General features: G+C 37.8%; 18 protein-coding genes. 9 read left to right on the forward strand and 9 right to left on the reverse strand.

The window, feature by feature from the left end; all coding sequences use genetic code 11:
* Window positions 1-60: 60 nt before the first annotated feature.
* From MKZ18_RS05585 to MKZ18_RS05605, 5 genes are all read right to left on the reverse strand, one after another.
* Window positions 61-1,314, reverse strand: coding sequence for a C40 family peptidase (locus MKZ18_RS05585; protein WP_076512520.1), 1,254 nt, complete (start codon window positions 1,312-1,314; stop codon window positions 61-63).
* A gap of 388 nt (window positions 1,315-1,702) precedes the next feature.
* Window positions 1,703-2,209 carry a methyl-accepting chemotaxis protein gene (locus MKZ18_RS05590; protein WP_341344606.1) on the reverse strand — a complete coding sequence of 169 codons (507 nt, stop codon included), beginning with the start codon at window positions 2,207-2,209 and terminating at the stop codon, window positions 1,703-1,705.
* A 9-nt stretch (window positions 2,210-2,218) separates the two neighbouring features.
* Complete coding sequence (locus MKZ18_RS05595) at window positions 2,219-3,415, reverse strand: methyl-accepting chemotaxis protein (protein ID WP_341344508.1); 1,197 nt, start codon at window positions 3,413-3,415, stop codon at window positions 2,219-2,221.
* A 161-nt stretch (window positions 3,416-3,576) separates the two neighbouring features.
* Window positions 3,577-3,852 carry a hypothetical protein gene (locus MKZ18_RS05600; RefSeq protein WP_340842865.1) on the reverse strand — a complete coding sequence of 92 codons (276 nt, stop codon included), beginning with the start codon at window positions 3,850-3,852 and terminating at the stop codon, window positions 3,577-3,579.
* Between the two features lie 245 nt (window positions 3,853-4,097).
* Window positions 4,098-4,952 (reverse strand): TetR/AcrR family transcriptional regulator, encoded by an 855-nt coding sequence (locus MKZ18_RS05605; RefSeq protein WP_025911769.1) that lies wholly within the window; start codon window positions 4,950-4,952, stop codon window positions 4,098-4,100.
* Between the two features lie 204 nt (window positions 4,953-5,156).
* On the opposite strand from MKZ18_RS05605, the gene MKZ18_RS05610 reads away from it, so the two are divergent.
* From MKZ18_RS05610 to MKZ18_RS05635, 6 genes are all read left to right on the forward strand, one after another.
* Window positions 5,157-8,246 carry an efflux RND transporter permease subunit gene (locus MKZ18_RS05610; protein ID WP_340842864.1) on the forward strand — a complete coding sequence of 1,030 codons (3,090 nt, stop codon included), beginning with the start codon at window positions 5,157-5,159 and terminating at the stop codon, window positions 8,244-8,246.
* 161 nt (window positions 8,247-8,407) lie between these two features.
* Window positions 8,408-8,578 (forward strand): hypothetical protein, encoded by a 171-nt coding sequence (locus MKZ18_RS05615; protein ID WP_340842863.1) that lies wholly within the window; start codon window positions 8,408-8,410, stop codon window positions 8,576-8,578.
* Window positions 8,579-8,759: 181 nt separating this feature from the next.
* Complete coding sequence (locus MKZ18_RS05620) at window positions 8,760-9,149, forward strand: Y-family DNA polymerase (RefSeq protein WP_224840148.1); 390 nt, start codon at window positions 8,760-8,762, stop codon at window positions 9,147-9,149.
* 158 nt (window positions 9,150-9,307) lie between these two features.
* Entirely contained in the window at window positions 9,308-9,655 is a 348-nt protein-coding gene (locus tag MKZ18_RS05625; protein WP_340842862.1) for a hypothetical protein, read from the forward strand.
* A 117-nt stretch (window positions 9,656-9,772) separates the two neighbouring features.
* Window positions 9,773-10,315 carry a matrixin family metalloprotease gene (locus MKZ18_RS05630; protein ID WP_098279016.1) on the forward strand — a complete coding sequence of 181 codons (543 nt, stop codon included), beginning with the start codon at window positions 9,773-9,775 and terminating at the stop codon, window positions 10,313-10,315.
* A gap of 14 nt (window positions 10,316-10,329) precedes the next feature.
* Complete coding sequence (locus MKZ18_RS05635) at window positions 10,330-11,013, forward strand: hypothetical protein (RefSeq protein WP_253346904.1); 684 nt, start codon at window positions 10,330-10,332, stop codon at window positions 11,011-11,013.
* Between the two features lie 348 nt (window positions 11,014-11,361).
* On the opposite strand, the gene MKZ18_RS05640 is transcribed toward MKZ18_RS05635, so the two are convergent.
* Together MKZ18_RS05640 and MKZ18_RS05645 are read right to left on the reverse strand one after the other, a co-directional pair.
* On the reverse strand, window positions 11,362-11,580 hold the full coding sequence (locus MKZ18_RS05640; protein ID WP_016766044.1) for a hypothetical protein: 219 nt from the start codon (window positions 11,578-11,580) through the stop codon (window positions 11,362-11,364).
* A gap of 109 nt (window positions 11,581-11,689) precedes the next feature.
* Window positions 11,690-11,944, reverse strand: a complete 255-nt coding sequence (locus MKZ18_RS05645) for a hypothetical protein (protein ID WP_340842861.1) — start codon at window positions 11,942-11,944, stop codon at window positions 11,690-11,692.
* A 265-nt stretch (window positions 11,945-12,209) separates the two neighbouring features.
* On the opposite strand from MKZ18_RS05645, the gene MKZ18_RS05650 reads away from it, so the two are divergent.
* The gene (locus MKZ18_RS05650; protein WP_340842860.1) at window positions 12,210-12,533 is read left to right on the forward strand and encodes a hypothetical protein; all 324 of its coding nucleotides are present in this window, start codon (window positions 12,210-12,212) and stop codon (window positions 12,531-12,533) included.
* Between the two features lie 71 nt (window positions 12,534-12,604).
* Here MKZ18_RS05650 and MKZ18_RS05655 read toward each other — a convergent pair whose 3' ends face one another.
* Entirely contained in the window at window positions 12,605-12,898 is a 294-nt protein-coding gene (locus MKZ18_RS05655; RefSeq protein WP_445936764.1) for a UPF0715 family protein, read from the reverse strand.
* Here MKZ18_RS05655 and MKZ18_RS05660 point away from each other — a divergent pair, their 5' ends adjacent.
* Window positions 12,899-13,747, forward strand: a complete 849-nt coding sequence (locus tag MKZ18_RS05660; RefSeq protein WP_341344509.1) for a hypothetical protein — start codon at window positions 12,899-12,901, stop codon at window positions 13,745-13,747. It begins immediately after the preceding gene.
* A 248-nt stretch (window positions 13,748-13,995) separates the two neighbouring features.
* Here MKZ18_RS05660 and MKZ18_RS05665 read toward each other — a convergent pair whose 3' ends face one another.
* On the reverse strand, window positions 13,996-15,147 hold the full coding sequence (locus tag MKZ18_RS05665; RefSeq protein ID WP_340842857.1) for a hypothetical protein: 1,152 nt from the start codon (window positions 15,145-15,147) through the stop codon (window positions 13,996-13,998).
* A 302-nt stretch (window positions 15,148-15,449) separates the two neighbouring features.
* Between MKZ18_RS05665 and MKZ18_RS05670 the strand changes: the two genes are divergently transcribed.
* Window positions 15,450-15,749, forward strand: coding sequence for a DUF7668 domain-containing protein (locus MKZ18_RS05670; RefSeq protein WP_076512515.1), 300 nt, complete (start codon window positions 15,450-15,452; stop codon window positions 15,747-15,749).
* The last annotated feature ends 174 nt before the right edge of the window (window positions 15,750-15,923 follow it).

Here is a 15,923-nt window from a genome sequence, read left to right on the forward strand (position 1 = left end):
ATATTCCTATTAAAAAATTTACCACCTTTAGAGGGATTATTCAAATTTCTAGAAGAATGTTTAGCTTTCTCCGATGCGCTTTGCCCCGTAATATTTAGGTGCCCAATAGCTATCTGCCTTCATATTTGTCACCGTTACGCCTTTTGATGGTGTGACGTGAACAACATAGTCATTGCCGATATAAATAGCCGGGTTTAAAGTAGAGGCTTTAAAAAACACGATGTCACCAGGTTGAAGATTATTTTTCTCAACCGGTGTACCGACGTTCCACTGGCTTGATCCGTAGCGAGGTAAGTCAACGTTTAAAGCTTCTTTATATACATACTGTACAAATCCACCTGTATCAAAGCCATCAGGAGTTGTCCCACCGCTTAAATAAGGCACTTCTCCGATATATTTCGTAGCGGTGGATACAACGGGGCCTTCTTTCGGTAAAGATAACCCTTCAAAGCGTCGGACTCCCGCAAACTTAGACGTCCAATAGCTGTTTGACACGTAGTCAATCGCGACGTTTTCACTGCGTTTAGCGTGAATAAATTGACCTCCTCCAATGTAAATTCCAACGTGTGAGATACCTTCGCGGTACGTATTTTGGAAGAAAATCACGTCTCCAACCTGCATATCTTCTTTTGCAATTTCGGTTCCTACTTTCCACTGCTGGTCAGTTGAGCGTGGAAGATAAATATCTTTAGCTTGCTCAAATACATACTGAACAAAACTTGAGCAATCAACGCCTTCTTCAATTGAATCACTGCCAAATACGTAAGGTGTGCCAATGAGTTTAAGTGCCTCTGCAACTAACGGATCTTCTTTTGCGATTTCAGGTGAAGACGTAATACGTTTTGCGGTCACAAATTTAGGTGACCAAAACGAGCTGTTTGCAAAATTTTGTTGAATTACTTTTCCTTTAGAAGGGGAAGGGTAAATCATATCGCCATTGCCTACATAAATCCCTACGCTTGTCACGCTTCCATCTTCTTTTGAGCTAAAGAATACTAAATCACCAGGTGCAATTTCTTCACGAGAAATGGTTTCACCAAGCTGTGATTGCTCTATTAATGTACGTGGAAGTTTAACGTTAATGGCTTGCTTCCAAACATACTGTACGAGGCCTGAACTATCAAACCCTTCTTCAAGGGATTCTCCGCCTGTTGTGTGAGGGGCACCCAGCATTTCTTTCGCTTTTTGCGTAAGTAGTGCCGATGCTGTTTCAGTTGCCTCTACGTGCTCTGGTGATGATGAAAGTGAAGAAAACGGCGTAGCTAAAAGGCCAACGCTAAGTGTTGCAATTAGTAACGGTTTGTATGGTTTCATTTTGACTATCTCCTTATCATTCTAAATATCTATATTTCTTATCGGAAGAGAATTTAAAAGGATAATAAACTTATCTAATTCTATGTATAAAATAAGATAAAAGAACTAGTTACCTGAAAAATAAAAAGAAGGTGGGACATAACAAAACAAATTTCCAAAAAGACGAACACGCCCTTTTCTCACTTCTTTACGTTGGCAGAACACGTTCGTTCCATTGCGCTACGGCCACTCGTTTTCCTTCTCTTTCCCGCAGGAGTCGAGTGTCCTACGCTCCTGTTTCCAAACTAGTTTTTCCCAATCAGCAAAAAACCTGAACGATTAAAAGTCAGGAACTCTCAACTGTTCAGGTTTATCATTTGCTGGATTACTTATGTCTCAGCCTCTTTTTTTAGACTTTGAATCGTTGAATTGATTCTTGGAGTTCCTGTGCAAGACTTGCTAGAGCAGTAGAGGAAGCTGTTATTTCTTCCATCGAAGCAAGCTGCTCTTCCGTTGCAGCAGCTGCATTTTGTGTACTGCTTGCTGCTTCTTCGGCGACGCCGTTTACTTCAAAAACAGCTTGCGTTACTTGAGCGGTACCAATCGATAGTTCTTCTACCGTTGCGGTCACTTCTTTAATTTGAGCCGCTAAATCCGTTACCGTCTTGTTAATTGTTGCAAACGACGTACCGGCTTTTGTTGTTACGTCCATTCCTTCTTTTACTTCTGCCAAAGCAGAGTCAATTGACTCTGTAGTTTGCTTCGTTTCATTCTGGATAAGCGTAACAAGCGCTGCAATTTGCTCGGCTGATTGAGCCGACTGTTCAGCTAATTTACGCACTTCAGCGGCAACAACTGCAAATCCTTTCCCATGCTCACCAGCACGAGCAGCTTCAATTGCTGCATTTAGCGCCAGGAGATTTGTCTAGCCCGCAATATTTGTAATCACTTCGTTAATACGCTCAATTTCGTTTGAGCGCTCGGCTAAGCTTTGAAACACGGTTGATAAGCCAATGACCGTATCGTTAATAGAGTTCATTTGTGTGTTAACCGTTTGAATGGCTGTGCTACCTTCTGCAGATAAATGAGATGCTTCTTTAGCTGTTGTAGCTGCTTTGTCGATATGGTCATATACAACGCTTGAGGACATTGCCATATTCTCAATAACTGCCATTGACTTTTCAACAGAGCCGACTTGTTGCGTTGCACCATCAGCTAATTCTTGCATCACGCTTGAAATATGCTGACTTGCCGCCGTGCTTTGCTGAGCGCTGGCGCTAAGCTGCTGTGAAGAGGCTGCGACCTGCTCAGACGTCATATTGGTAGTTTGAATGACGCGTCGAGTATTCTGAATTAAATCTGTGAACGCATTTGTCAAAACTCCAATTTCATCCTTTGATTTGTAAGTGCTTTTGACAGTGAAATCACCGTCAGCTGCTTGTAAGGCTAACGTGCGCAGTTCTCGAATTGGTTGTGCAATTAAGCGACCAATAAAGGTGCCAATAGTTATTAATAAAAGAAGCGCCACACCTGCTACAATCATTGTTAAATTTGTTGCTTCTTTAGCATCTTGTTGGTTTTGTTTATAGATAACTTCGGCTTGCTGTGTATTTAATTCTTGAAGCGTTGCCAAATAGCGATTCGCAAAACTACGAACAGGGGCGACTTCGCTTGTATATAACTCATATGCTTCGTCCTTTTTATTTGTGGTTGCTAACTCAATTGTCTGATTGCGTAAGTCTCGCAATTCATCAAGCTTATCTTCATAGGATGCCAGTGCTTTTTCTTGCTCTGGTAACATCTTAATTTTTTTGAGTTTTTCTAAGTTTTTGTCCTGTGTACGAAGGATACTAGTAATCTGAGTGTTCAGCTCTCCGTTACGTCTTGGTTCCTTTGTAATCATCATTTCTAAAACAAACGTATCTAGCGCGCGGTTGTTGGTCTGAATCTGTTGAACAAGGCTGTTTGGAATTAATTGTTCCGTATACATAATCTCAGATCCACGAGCAGTGAATTGGGTGGATAGGTAGCCAATCGTTCCAACAATGATGAGAGAAATAGAGGCTATGGTAAGTAAAATGAAAAATTTCAATGAAAGCTTTAAATTACGAAGAATATTCATCCGTTTTCTCCTTTGAAAATAAAATTAAATGCATATTGTAGCTACTACATATATCGGACTATTTGCCTAAAAATTTAGAGTCATAAAAAATTGTCTGGATAAATAAAAAAGCCATCCGCAAAAGCGGGTGGCCATTATGCTTTGAAATGTCGAATGGACTCCTAGAGTTCTTCAGCCAACTCTGCAAGAGAGTTAGCTGAAGCTGTAATCTCTTCCATTGAAGCGAGCTGTTTTTGCGTGGCAGCGGATGCATTTTGCGAGCTGCCAGCCGCTTGTTCGGATACGGCTTTCACTTGGGTGATGGAATTTGTTACTGCGGTAGTTCCGTTTGATACTTCCTCGATGGTTGCCGTTACTTCTTGAATTTGAGCCGCTAAGCCCATAATTGCATCATTAATCGTGGCAAACGATGTGCCTGCTTCAATCGCGATACTCATTCAGTATATTTACTATATCGGTAGAGAAAGAGAAGTGTTTAAAAGGTGGTTGAAAAATGTCGCATTCTTTGCGAATCGACTATATGCGAAGTGAAGATAGAGGGAAAATATATTTTTCCTTTTCATAGATTATAGACTGGGTTCTAAAGTTAAATAGAAGTAACATACAGTAGCAAATAAGGAACAAACATAGAAAAGAGTAAAGTCCCTTACCTGTGTAAAGGTAGGGGACTAGCTTCCTGAATTTATTGTTTGTTTGCATAATAACCTAAAATGACGTTTCGATAATGATGGAGGCTAGGATAATCGTCAAAGTTTGAAAGCATTCCTTGAATAACAGGAATTCGCGGCTTTTCTTTCATTATTTCTTCCTTAATCACTTGAAGCGTTATGAATAGCTCTTCTTCGTCTAGCTTTTGAATTTCTTCTTCTAAGTTGGCTACAATTTTTTCAAGGTTTGTTTCATTATCAAAAAGGAAGCGAGATAATAGTTCGTTTGCTTTGTCATTCGTGAGTAGGGGAGTATCGTTATGAATATCCTTTACGATGCTGTCCATTCTGCTCAAAATGAAATTTGCAAGTTTTGTTAGATCTATGTCTTCATTTGACAGCAAGATGACGCGCATATATGAATGAATCATTCCGTCAATTAGAAACGTTAAGTCCCACGAATACTTTTCTACGTCTGGACCATAGATTGCTAACATGCTTTGACGATAATAGCGATGCGCTTCCATTTGTTTTTCAAACAGTAGCTTCTTAACCGTTTCATTTCGCGGAATAGCTTGTTCTTTGGCAAGCATAATGAAAAATTCGCGGTGGTTAATAAAGTGTGAAAACCATGCGGCCTGCTGGTGAATAAACTTTTCCCGAGGGCTCTGATTGGTCGCTGTTTGTTTATCGAATGCTTCGCTAATTATGGCAAATTGATGCTGCAAGATCGCTAATAATAAATCATCTTTGGATTTAAAATGTAAATAAAACGAACCTTTTGAAATGCCGCTTTCCGTTGCAATCTCTTGAACCGAGGTTGCCGAAAACCCCTTGTTTGCAAATAGCTTCATTCCAGCTTCAATAATTTGTGTATTCTTCTCAGTCATGAAAGAACCCTCCTTAAACAATTAGTTTCCCCGTATTTTAAGAGACCAAAACCTCTTAATTCGTTATGGTATCTTTTCGTTCCTTATCAAAATAGTTGACAGATAATCACTAGGACAATTATAGTTGATTTTGTGCTGACTGACCAGTCAGTTTAAAATTATACCGAATGCATGACACTTAAGCAAAAAGGAAGGTGCTAGTTATTGAAGGGGTTAGTTAATTTCGTTTTAAAGAATAAGTTAGCCGTATGGTTATTAACGATTATTGTCACCGTATCGGGTATTTATGCTGGAACAAGAATGAAAATGGAAAGCATACCTGATATTTCTGTTCCGTACCTAATCGTGATGGACGTGTATCCAGGAGCGACGGCAGAACAGGTTATGGAAGACATATCAAGACCAATGGAACAAAATATCGAAGGCTTAGAAGATGTGAAGGCTGTTTACTCAAACTCATCTGCCAACGTATCTCAGGTTCAAATCGAATATGAGTACGGTGTGGATATGGATGAGAAAAAGCGTGAGCTAGAAGCGGCGCTTGATAACGTCACGCTGCCGGAAGACGCGGAAGAGCCATCGGTTATGGCAATCAGCATGAACATGATGCCAGTTGTTGCGTTATCCATCAGCAGCGATAAGGAAGACATTGTTGAGTTATCTTCAACAGTACAAGACACGGTTCTTCCTAAAATTGAAAACATCGACGGCGTAGCAGGCGCAACGCTCACAGGTCAACATATTGAAGAGGTAAACCTTGTCTACAATCAAGACAAAATGAAAGAGCTTGGCTTAACAGAAGACAAAGTCAAAGAAATGGTTCAAGCAAGCGATATGTCACTATCACTCGGCTTAAAAGAATTTGAAACAGGGAAAGAAGCTGTTTCACTCGATGGTGATATCACAACGATTGAAGACTTAAAAGACGTGTTAATTCCAGTTACACCAACTGCTCAAAACCAAAGTCCGTTTGTGAAGCTAGGAGATATTGCAACAATTGAAACGGTTGGTAAAGTGCCATCTATTTCGCGCACAAATGGAAAAGATGCGATTTCAATTCAAATTACGAAAACGCAGGAAGCAAATACCGTAGAAGTTGTTAATGCGGTGAAAGATTTAATTAAAGATCAAGAAAAAGAGATTGATGGCTTAGCAATCGACGTAACGCTAGACCAAGGTGAACCGATTGAAGAATCCGTATTTACGATGGTAGAAAAAGCGCTATTCGGTGGTTTATTCGCCGTTATCATCATCTTGTTGTTCTTGCGCAGCATTAAATCTACCATTATCTCAATCATTTCAATTCCAGTTTCCATTTTCATGGCACTACTGCTACTAAACTGGCTTGATATTACGCTAAACATTATGACGCTAGGGGCTATCACAGTAGCCATTGGTCGTGTTATTGACGACTCGATTGTCGTAGTGGAAAATATCTACCGACGCATGAACTTGTCCGACGAAAAACTTCGTGGCCGCGCGTTAATTCGTGAAGCAACGATTGAAATGTTTAAACCAATTCTTTCGTCTACGCTCGTAACGGTTGCTGTATTCGCGCCGCTCATGTTTGTTGGCGGTATGGTTGGTGAATTATTCAGACCGTTTGCTTTAACAATGGCATTCGCGTTAGGAGCATCACTACTCGTTGCGATTACGATTGTACCAGCGCTTTCTCACTTCTTATTCCGTAAAAACTTATCGGGTGAAAAAGAAGTAAAAGCGCATAAAGAAGGTGGAAAACTAGCAAACTGGTATAAAGGTTTCCTAGGAAAAGTCTTAAACCATAAAATTATTGCATCTTTAATCGCAGTTGTATTACTTGTAGGGTCACTTGCTTTAACACCGCTCATTGGCTTTAGCTTCATGGGTTCAGAAGAAGAAAAAGTTGTGTACTTAACGTATACGCCAGCGGCTGGTGAGTTGAAAGAAGAAACGCTCAAAAATGTTGAAAAAGTTGAAGAGCATTTCATGAAGCGTGATGACTTAGAAACAATTCAGTTCTCAATCAATGACGAAACAAGCACAGACGCATCAGCAGTCATGATGGGTGGCGGAAGCGGAGCGTTGATGTACTTATTCTTTGACGAAGATGTGAAGAACTTTGCTGACGTAAAAGAAGAAGTCATTGACTACGCAACAAACCTTGACCAGTCAGGTGAATGGAAGTCACAGGATTTTGGCATGGGCGGCATGTCGTCTGATGAAGTAAGCTATACGCTATACGGCAAGAATTTAGACGACTTAAATAAAGCAGCTTCAGACGTTGAAAAAGCATTAAAAGACGTAAAAGAATTAGAAAACGTCAAATCTGATTTTGAAAATCCATACGTTGAGCACATGATGAAAATAAATCAACAAGAGCTTCTGCAATATGGGTTAACAACAGCACAAATTGCAGGAGCGCTATCTGCACAAAATAGTGGTGACGTGCTGACTACCGTTGAAAAAGACGGAGAAGAAGTCAACGTTACAGTTCAAAGCGATGCAAAAAAAGAGCCAAAATCAATGGATGAATTGTTAGAAACACAGGTTCCAACGGCTCAAGGAACAGCAATGCCTTTATCTGAAATTGTAGAGGTAGAGGAAGGAACAACCTATACGACGCTTGCTCGTAGCAAAGGTGAATTCTACACAACGATTTCTGGTAAAATTGTCGGCGACGACGTATCAAAAGCAACGGCTGAAGCCGATAAAAAGATTGACAACATTGACTTACCAAATGGTGTAAAAATAGACGTTGCCGGAGTGGCAGCGGATATGCAGGAATCCTTTACGCAGCTAGGCGTAGCGATGCTTGCAGCGATTCTCATCGTTTACTTTATCCTTGTGGTAACGTTCGGTGAAGGTTTAGCACCGTTTGCGATCTTATTCTCACTGCCGTTTGCAGTTATCGGTTCGTTTGTCGGACTGTGGATTGCAGGTGAAACGATTTCCGTATCCGTTATGATGGGACTTCTGATGTTAATTGGAATCGTTGTAACCAACGCCATTGTACTTGTAGACCGCATCATTGAAATGGAGCGCGCGGGAATGTCCATTCGTGACGCGATTCTTGAAGCAGGATCAACGCGACTTCGTCCAATTCTGATGACAGCAATCGCAACGATAGGCGCAATGGCTCCAATGGTGTTCGGTGCAGGCGGAGCGGGACTAATTTCAAAAGGATTAGCGATCACCGTAATCGGTGGGTTAACATCTTCAACGCTGTTAACGCTAGTCATTGTACCAATTGTCTATGAAGCATTATCGAAGCTATTGAAGAAAAATCGTCAAGTGGTAGAAGAAGACATGTAATAGAAAGCGCCCTTTTGGAAGGGGCGCTTTTTTGTTTGAACTTTAACTCAAAAACTACTATCTTTCTATTGTTTTAGATTGTATAATTTTTCCTTAAGAGGAGGGTCGTTTGTTTATTCGACTATCTCTAAAGCCAACAGCAAGAAACGGAGTGCGATTAGATGGAACCAATTGAAACAAAACTTTTAAACAACCGTCGCTTAAATGATTATCCGCTGTTTAAGAAGTTTTGTGTGTTAAAAGAAAAAGGGAAAAACTATCCAGGAGTAAAAGCATACTTTTACGGACTTTTCTTTTGGATAGAAAATTTATTATTTTTATCGTTCGTTTAAATTCAAAAATAAATTACGAACGTCCACTTAATGTCATACACTTTTATGAACGTATTTTATTTAAAAAAGAGAATGAAATGCTCAATTTAAATTTGATTGGTTAAGAAAGTATTCATTAGATTGTCTTCCTATCCGACTTAATAAAAACTTTTGTTATTAACAAGGAAATTTATAAGCGATAATGGAGAGATATATCAAGGCTTCGAATTATATTTCTAGTTTGGTGTTACAGGATGTTGCTCCTGAAGGCTTTCATGCGTATAGCATTGATGAATTGTTTATTGATGCGACAGCTGCGTTGCATCTATTTGCTCGTACACCAGAAGAATTAGCCCACAAGATTATCGACGAAATTTATCATAAGACACGCCTGACAGCTACGGCAGGCATAGGACCTAATCTCTTACTGGCGAAGGTAAGCTTAGACCATGAGGCCAAGAATAGACCAACAGGAGTGGCGTATTGGCGATATAAGGATATTCCCTTTAAGTTGTGGGCTATTCGCCCAATGAAAGATTTTTGGGGAATCTCCTCTGCTACGGAAAGACCTTTAAATCGTAGAAAATATTAATTTAGGAAAGAACAAGTCTTTACTATGCAAAATCTCGTTTTATATAAGTGAAGAGCAGCATATTAGGATGTTAATATATTAAATATTCAAAAAATCAATTGTTTATAAAAACAATAAAAGGTAGAATATATTCCATAAAATAATCTTTGGAGGCCAATATGAAAAAATTGATTATTTTTCTGTCAATAGCTTATTTAGTTATATTAACTGCATGTAATCAGGAAAGTACAGGTACTGACAAAGGAAGTTCTGCTGTAATTATTGTAGTTCAAAATAACGAATATAACGGAACTGAGGATAAATTAGATAAAAGTAAAGAAATAGGAGAACAGATTGGTACGGTAGAAAAGAAAACAAAAGCGAATGAGATGCCAGAAAATAATCAATCAAACTATTATGAAGTTGGTACAAAAATCTATTCAGTCAAGGGAACAGAAGAATATATTATTGTTGAAGATAAAGATAACAAAAAACAATTATTAAAGAAGGTAATAAAAGAGGGATAATATACCCTCTTTTGTTACCTTCTTTTGTTAAAATAATTTAAATTTTAAAAATATTTGTAAAATAAATAGATAAATTGCATTATAATTTTGTATAAAATAACAACAGGAGGTAATATATTGAAGAAAATTGTCTTAGGATTAATAGTTACAACTTCATTATTCACCGGGATCAACAGTGTGTCAGCTCATAATCTACCTAATGCTGGTTCTGAAAGTAAAGGATGGAAATATGTTGGCTCTCATTGGCCGAGTACAAGTACAAAATATTTTGAAGCCACTACTGATACTTGGGAAAGTCGATTTAAGAGTGGTGCTAGTAAATTTAGAAGTGAATCAGGCAGTAAATTTTCCATTAGTGAGGTTTCTGTAGGGAATACCCAAAATTTCATTGAAAATTATTCTTCTTCTTCAGCAACATGGGTTGCCAGAAGAACAGTTTATAGTGTCAGTAATGACCATCCAGCTAGATGGAGGATTCAATTTAACAGTGCTAAATCTGCAAATAGTTGGACTACTGTCGCAGCTCATGAAATTGGACATGTGTTTGGCTTAGACGATTTATACGAAGGTTATAATAACAAAAAGCTAATGTATGGTTATGATAGTGGTGTGAGATACATGCAATCATCAGATAAAGCTGGATTTAATTATATTTACTAAAGGGAGGAACGTCAATGAATATTAGGAAGACAGCAATTACAATAGGAGTCCTCTCTTTAACAGTAGGAACAGGATTGTATATTAGTAGTGCCACAGAAAAAAACATAGATACAAAGGCAGAAATAAAGGCTAAAACAGATTCGCAGGAAGCGTTAGCAAGAAAAAAAGTCGAGGAGTTAAATTCAAAGGTTGCTAGTGGTGAGGAAAAAGTTCTCAGCCAAAGCGCAGTTTTTCCCGATGTAAATAAAGAGGAAGCGTTTCAAGAAGCTGATATAGTAATCAAGGGGAAGGTTGAATCTATCAATAAAGAGTATATGGAAAATACAGATATACCTTTTACTGATTTTAATTTTAATGTAGAGGAGTATTGGAAAAGTGATTTAAAGGAAGAGGAAAACAATTCAATTAAACAATTAGTTGTTACTCAAGATGGAAATAGTGACCTTAATTTCGATGAACATCCTCTAATGGAAGTAAATAAAGAGTATATATTGTTTTTAAAACGAGTTTTAAATAATAATAATGAAGAAAAATTGATTATGATTGCTGGCCCAAATGGAAAATTTAATCTAAACGAAAATGTTATAGACCAAAGCATCGATACACAATCTGTAAACGGTGAAACTGCTGATGAATTTATTGAAGATTCATCCCAGGGAGAAGTCAATGAACCTATAGCAGAAATAATCACCAAGTAGACAACGTCTATTCGAAGCTTTTGGAAGAGTTTGGGACATAACAAAATGATTGCTTCTAAGAGACGAACAATAGCTGTTCCAATCTTTTTGGTTTGTCTGAACACGTTCGTTCCATTGCGCTACGGCCACTCGCTTTCCGCGGGGAGGAACCTGAGCTTCCTCGCTGCGCTGCGGGATCTCAGTTTTCCCTCTCTTTCCCGCAGGAGTCGAGTGTCCTACGCTCCATTCCACCCTGTTTCCAACATTGTTTTCACAATCAACAAAAAACCTGAACGATTAAAAGTGAGAAACTCTCAATCGTTCAGGTTTATCATTGGCTGAATTACTTATGTCCCATCCTCTTCATTTTTACTTAATAGCTCCATTAAGGCTATCTTTTGCTTTTTTCATAGGCTTGTATACAAATACGTGTAAAGATAGCCCTATAACTGCGATGATATTTAAAATAATACTCATAATTGGTAATGTCCATTCAAAAAACGTAGGTAAGTGTCCATTCAAACTTATCGTAGAAGAACTGACTCCTATTATTAAAATGGAAATTAGTAAGGGTAAATTTTTTATCAAAGTAAATCCTCCTATACATTTTCACTTTTTATATTACCATAAAAAGAAAAAAATGTATTTTGGGTGGATTTTTCAATAAGTTACATTATGTAAATAACAGCTCCATCCTTTATAGACCTGATATTCCAAATGCAATAGCAATAAATAAAAATATTACAATTGCTATTGTAATAACGGTTAGTAAGATTTTTTTCCATATACTTTTAGGACTTAAAAAAGCAAAAAATAACGTCAAAGCTAATCCAACCAATAACCATGTGTTAATAGTTGTTGATGAGTAATTATTATTTGTTGGAACCATGAAATAAAAGCCAAAAGTCAAAATTAAAAAAGCAAATGAAATTTTACCAAAATGGTTTTTCATTGTGTTATGCCTCGCTTGCTTAATAGTTTATATGAGTTATAAATAAGTATTCTTAACGATCCTGATGTTACCAGAAAATACATATTTAAAAAAGAAATCTTAACTACCGTTAACTATGATTATGGTAACTAAGAGTATATATAGATATAATAAAAATCGGGTTCAAAACCTAGGTACATACAGAGCATATCTGATACATTTAAGGTTGTTGTAAATAATAATATCCATGTTATTACAGCAATAAGATAGGAGGCTTTAAACATTAATGAAGTACGATGAATACGAGCTGCTTGAGTTATTTGAAGCTGAACCTTCAGTAATAGTTGATTATCAGACAGGTATGTTTATGTATAGCAAAGATGACGATCATGGCTTTCATTTACTATTGACGATGTCGGTACATGAAAGTCAATGTAGTGTAAGCTTAAGTTATAAACACTTTAAAGGGTTAATCTTTAATTTTGAATTAGAAGATATTAGCCAAATTAAAGGTGAGAATAATTGCTTAACAATTCTCGGAAATGATTGTAACACGGAAGTAGAAATTAGTTTCAAACCACATTTTTCGTTAAAAACTGTAAGATTGTAGTTTTAACTAAACCTTTGCTGCCGAGATCCGTTTTATGTAAATTAGTTAATCAACTAATTTAGGTTTGATTTTTAGTAATAAGGATATTCATTCTTGTTCATGATAATGGAATCCCAAAACCAGTATATAACTGCTGCACCTAATGCAAATATAAACATTCTACGATAATCCCATATTGGATCAGACCAATTTCCTTGAAGCTTATAAGAGATATAAAGGAATAGGATTGCTACGAAACAATAGATAAATAAGTAGAGTATATCAAATTTCTTAGGCCATTTATTTAAAAATGCTTGCAGTGGTACAAGTTCGTAAATGTATACTATTATGAACAATAAAACGGCAAACAGTGAGGTTTTAGAAATATGAACAAAATTACCTTTACCAAAATGAAAGCAGACTCAGCTTTTATCCAAGCAGAAAATCCAGAGCACATCTATGTTAGCAAAGATAATGTGCTGTTTTATTTAGTGGAAAGCAACAAGGGGCCTATTCAAATTCATAACGGAAGGGGCAAGATCATTGCTGTGTTGCCTCGCCATGTGGTACATGCAGATTATGTGTTAACGGTACAGCAAGTAAAGCCTGATAGATGGATGCTTCTGCATTATGATGAAGAAAAAGAAACGAATGTGATTTGTGTGTTTAGCTGTGAAGGAGAAGTGATGAAAGAATTTTCAGTAGGAGAAGGAATCGCAGACTGTCAGGTAGATGATGTACACCAAATCTGGATTACTTATTTTGATGAGGGGATATTTAGCGGATTTGAAATGAGCCGATCTGGTTTAGTAGCACTCGACATAGACGGTAACATAATTTTCGATTATGGAGATATAGTTAATGTGCATAATTTGCCGTCTATTGATGATTGCTACGGAATGAACGTGTTGGGTGATGAGATTTGGCTTTATTATTATGCGGAATTTCCTGTTGTGCAATTAAAAAACAATCACTTACATAACTGGTGGCCTGATACGAACCTAAGGGATTATTTATCAGGAGGCTTTGCCGTGTGGGATAACGTACTTCTATTTGAAGCTGCAGAACAAGAGTTGATGACCTATTCGCTACAAACGAAAGAGTTTTCTTCGGCTATTGCTGTTGACGAACAAGGAAACCGACTGGACTTTTGGGACTGTTTCTATAAAGGAGCTTCTATTTATTTGCGGACGGATGAAGGGGTATATAGATTTACACCCAACGAAGCTGAATAGTGAACAAGGGGTATATTCGTTGTTCATTTTTATAATTTATAAAAAGTCAATTTAGCATATCCTTTAGATAGAATCGCTTGTAACTCCCCCATTTCAACCTTTATGAGTGAGGGAGTTTAATATGCAACAGAACAAAAACTAAGTACTTCACTGCTTTAAGTGTAGATTTTGTTTTCTAAGAGTTCCGATTCCAAAAATAAACAATGGAAAAACCAAGCCAAAAGTAAGAGTATAAAAAAGAAGAGGAGCTAAACCGAAAAATCTCCCTTTTTCTTGCGCTTTCTAATCACGCGGAATAAGCCAATTCCACTCAGCAAAATACCAAGGGCAATCAACACGTCGTAAACTGTCTTTTCCTGCTTTTCTTGGCCAAGCTGATAGTATTCTTTATACGCTGTCACCGCTGCTTTGTTTTTCTTATAGGCAGCGGGAACATCCATTTTGGTGCCTAACTTCCAGCCGTCTTGGTACGCTTGTTTTTTGAACTGGGCTGCTTTTTTATTAGAAACAAATCCTTGTTGGTAGACTTCTAGAAGCTGAACATTCGATTCATACACTTTTGGTACTTTGTACTTTTCATTCAGAAAAGCAGCATTAAATCCTTCCATCTTCACATCTTCTAAGCGCTTCTTTTCACCTTTATTGTAACCTTTTGTAAATGCTTCGGTGCCGGCAGGCGTAAGGCCATCGGGAACAACGAGTGGCTCCATGCTGTATCCAAGCTTATAGCCATCTTTTTCATACTGTACGTTTTTAGCCGCTTCTTTTTCGTTCATTGCTTTTTGAAAGCCTTCTTCAAATGCTTTTTGCGTCATAGGGTCTTCGGTATAAAGCTCTGGTACCGACATTGCTTCATCTTGTACGCCTTGCTGGTATCCTTCTTCTCTTGCTTTTACAGAAAGATCCATCGTTTCAATCGCTTTTTCGTAGCCAAACGTGAAGCCTTCGTTCCAGTCAGCCGACTTGCTTTTCATAGTGGGAGGGGTATAAGCGACCGTCGCGTTCTCATAGTCTTGAATTCCGATTTCGTATCCTGCTTTTTCACCAGCGCTATAATCGGTTTCTTTTTCAGTCTTTTCTTCTTCTGTCTTACTTCGCTTTCCGCTTTCAAAGCCGACCGAATAGCCTAGCATGAACCAGCTTGCAGCTTCTGAGGGATAAGCTGCAAGCTGGTTGTTTCCGTCAAAGCTTATGAATTTCTCACCGCTATAGCCATCGCTTTCTCCAAGCGCATAGCCATTATCATATACGCGTTCATACAGCACGTCCAACTCCTCTTCAGGAGCGGTATTTTCATTGGGCTCCACGGCAGTAGTAGCCAGCACCTTGGTCGGTATAAACGTATTTGTGGATAATAATCCGAACATCGACAAGCTCAGTATAAGCACCTTTTTTTTCATGTCTTCACCTTTTATGTGCGTTTATAGTTTGATCGTTTTGTTTCATTCTTAAATTACAACTAACTAGAAAAAATGTGTTTAATTTCAATAAATATTACAGTAATATTACAATTGTAATGAAAAAAATAGTGTTTGTCATCAACTAAAAGATGTGAATTTTCAAACTTATATAAAAAAATAATCACCATGCTTGATAGCTTAATGGGTGAGTTTGATGCCGGAACGAAGCTCGGTGATATTCAGTTTGAAGCTTACGAAGGGCAGGAGGACGTTAAGTCAATTTTCGATTTGGTAATAAGTTGATGATAGCAGAGATAAGTAATTTAAAAGAAGAGTTGAGTTTGTATCCAGGAGTTATGACACTTCCTCCCGAAGTAGCTTACGATCAATTAGAAGATGGTTTCTATATTGATCAACCGGATGCTCCACATTTTAGTTTAGGTAAGAAAAATGTGAAGAAGCAATTCCCTAAATTAATCTATATGGTCGATTTTGATTTGTATTACGATAATGAGCGCAGTAATTTAACACTTCAGTGTAATATTTATGAAAATAAGTCTGGAGACTGGATGATCAAAGTCAGTGATATTCACGTGATGTGAAAAGTGCCTACATGTTCTAATAATGTCAAAAAGGGTTTGGGACATAACAAAATGATTGCTTCTAAGAGACGAACACTAGCTGTTCCCATCTCTTTGGTTTGTCTGAACACGTTCGTTCCATTGCGCTGCGGGATCTCAGTTTTCCCTCTCTTTCCCGCAGGAGTCGAGTGTCCT

The organism is Priestia sp. FSL W8-0001, from assembly GCF_038050335.1.
Classification (GTDB): Bacteria; Bacillota; Bacilli; order Bacillales; family Bacillaceae_H; genus Priestia; species Priestia flexa.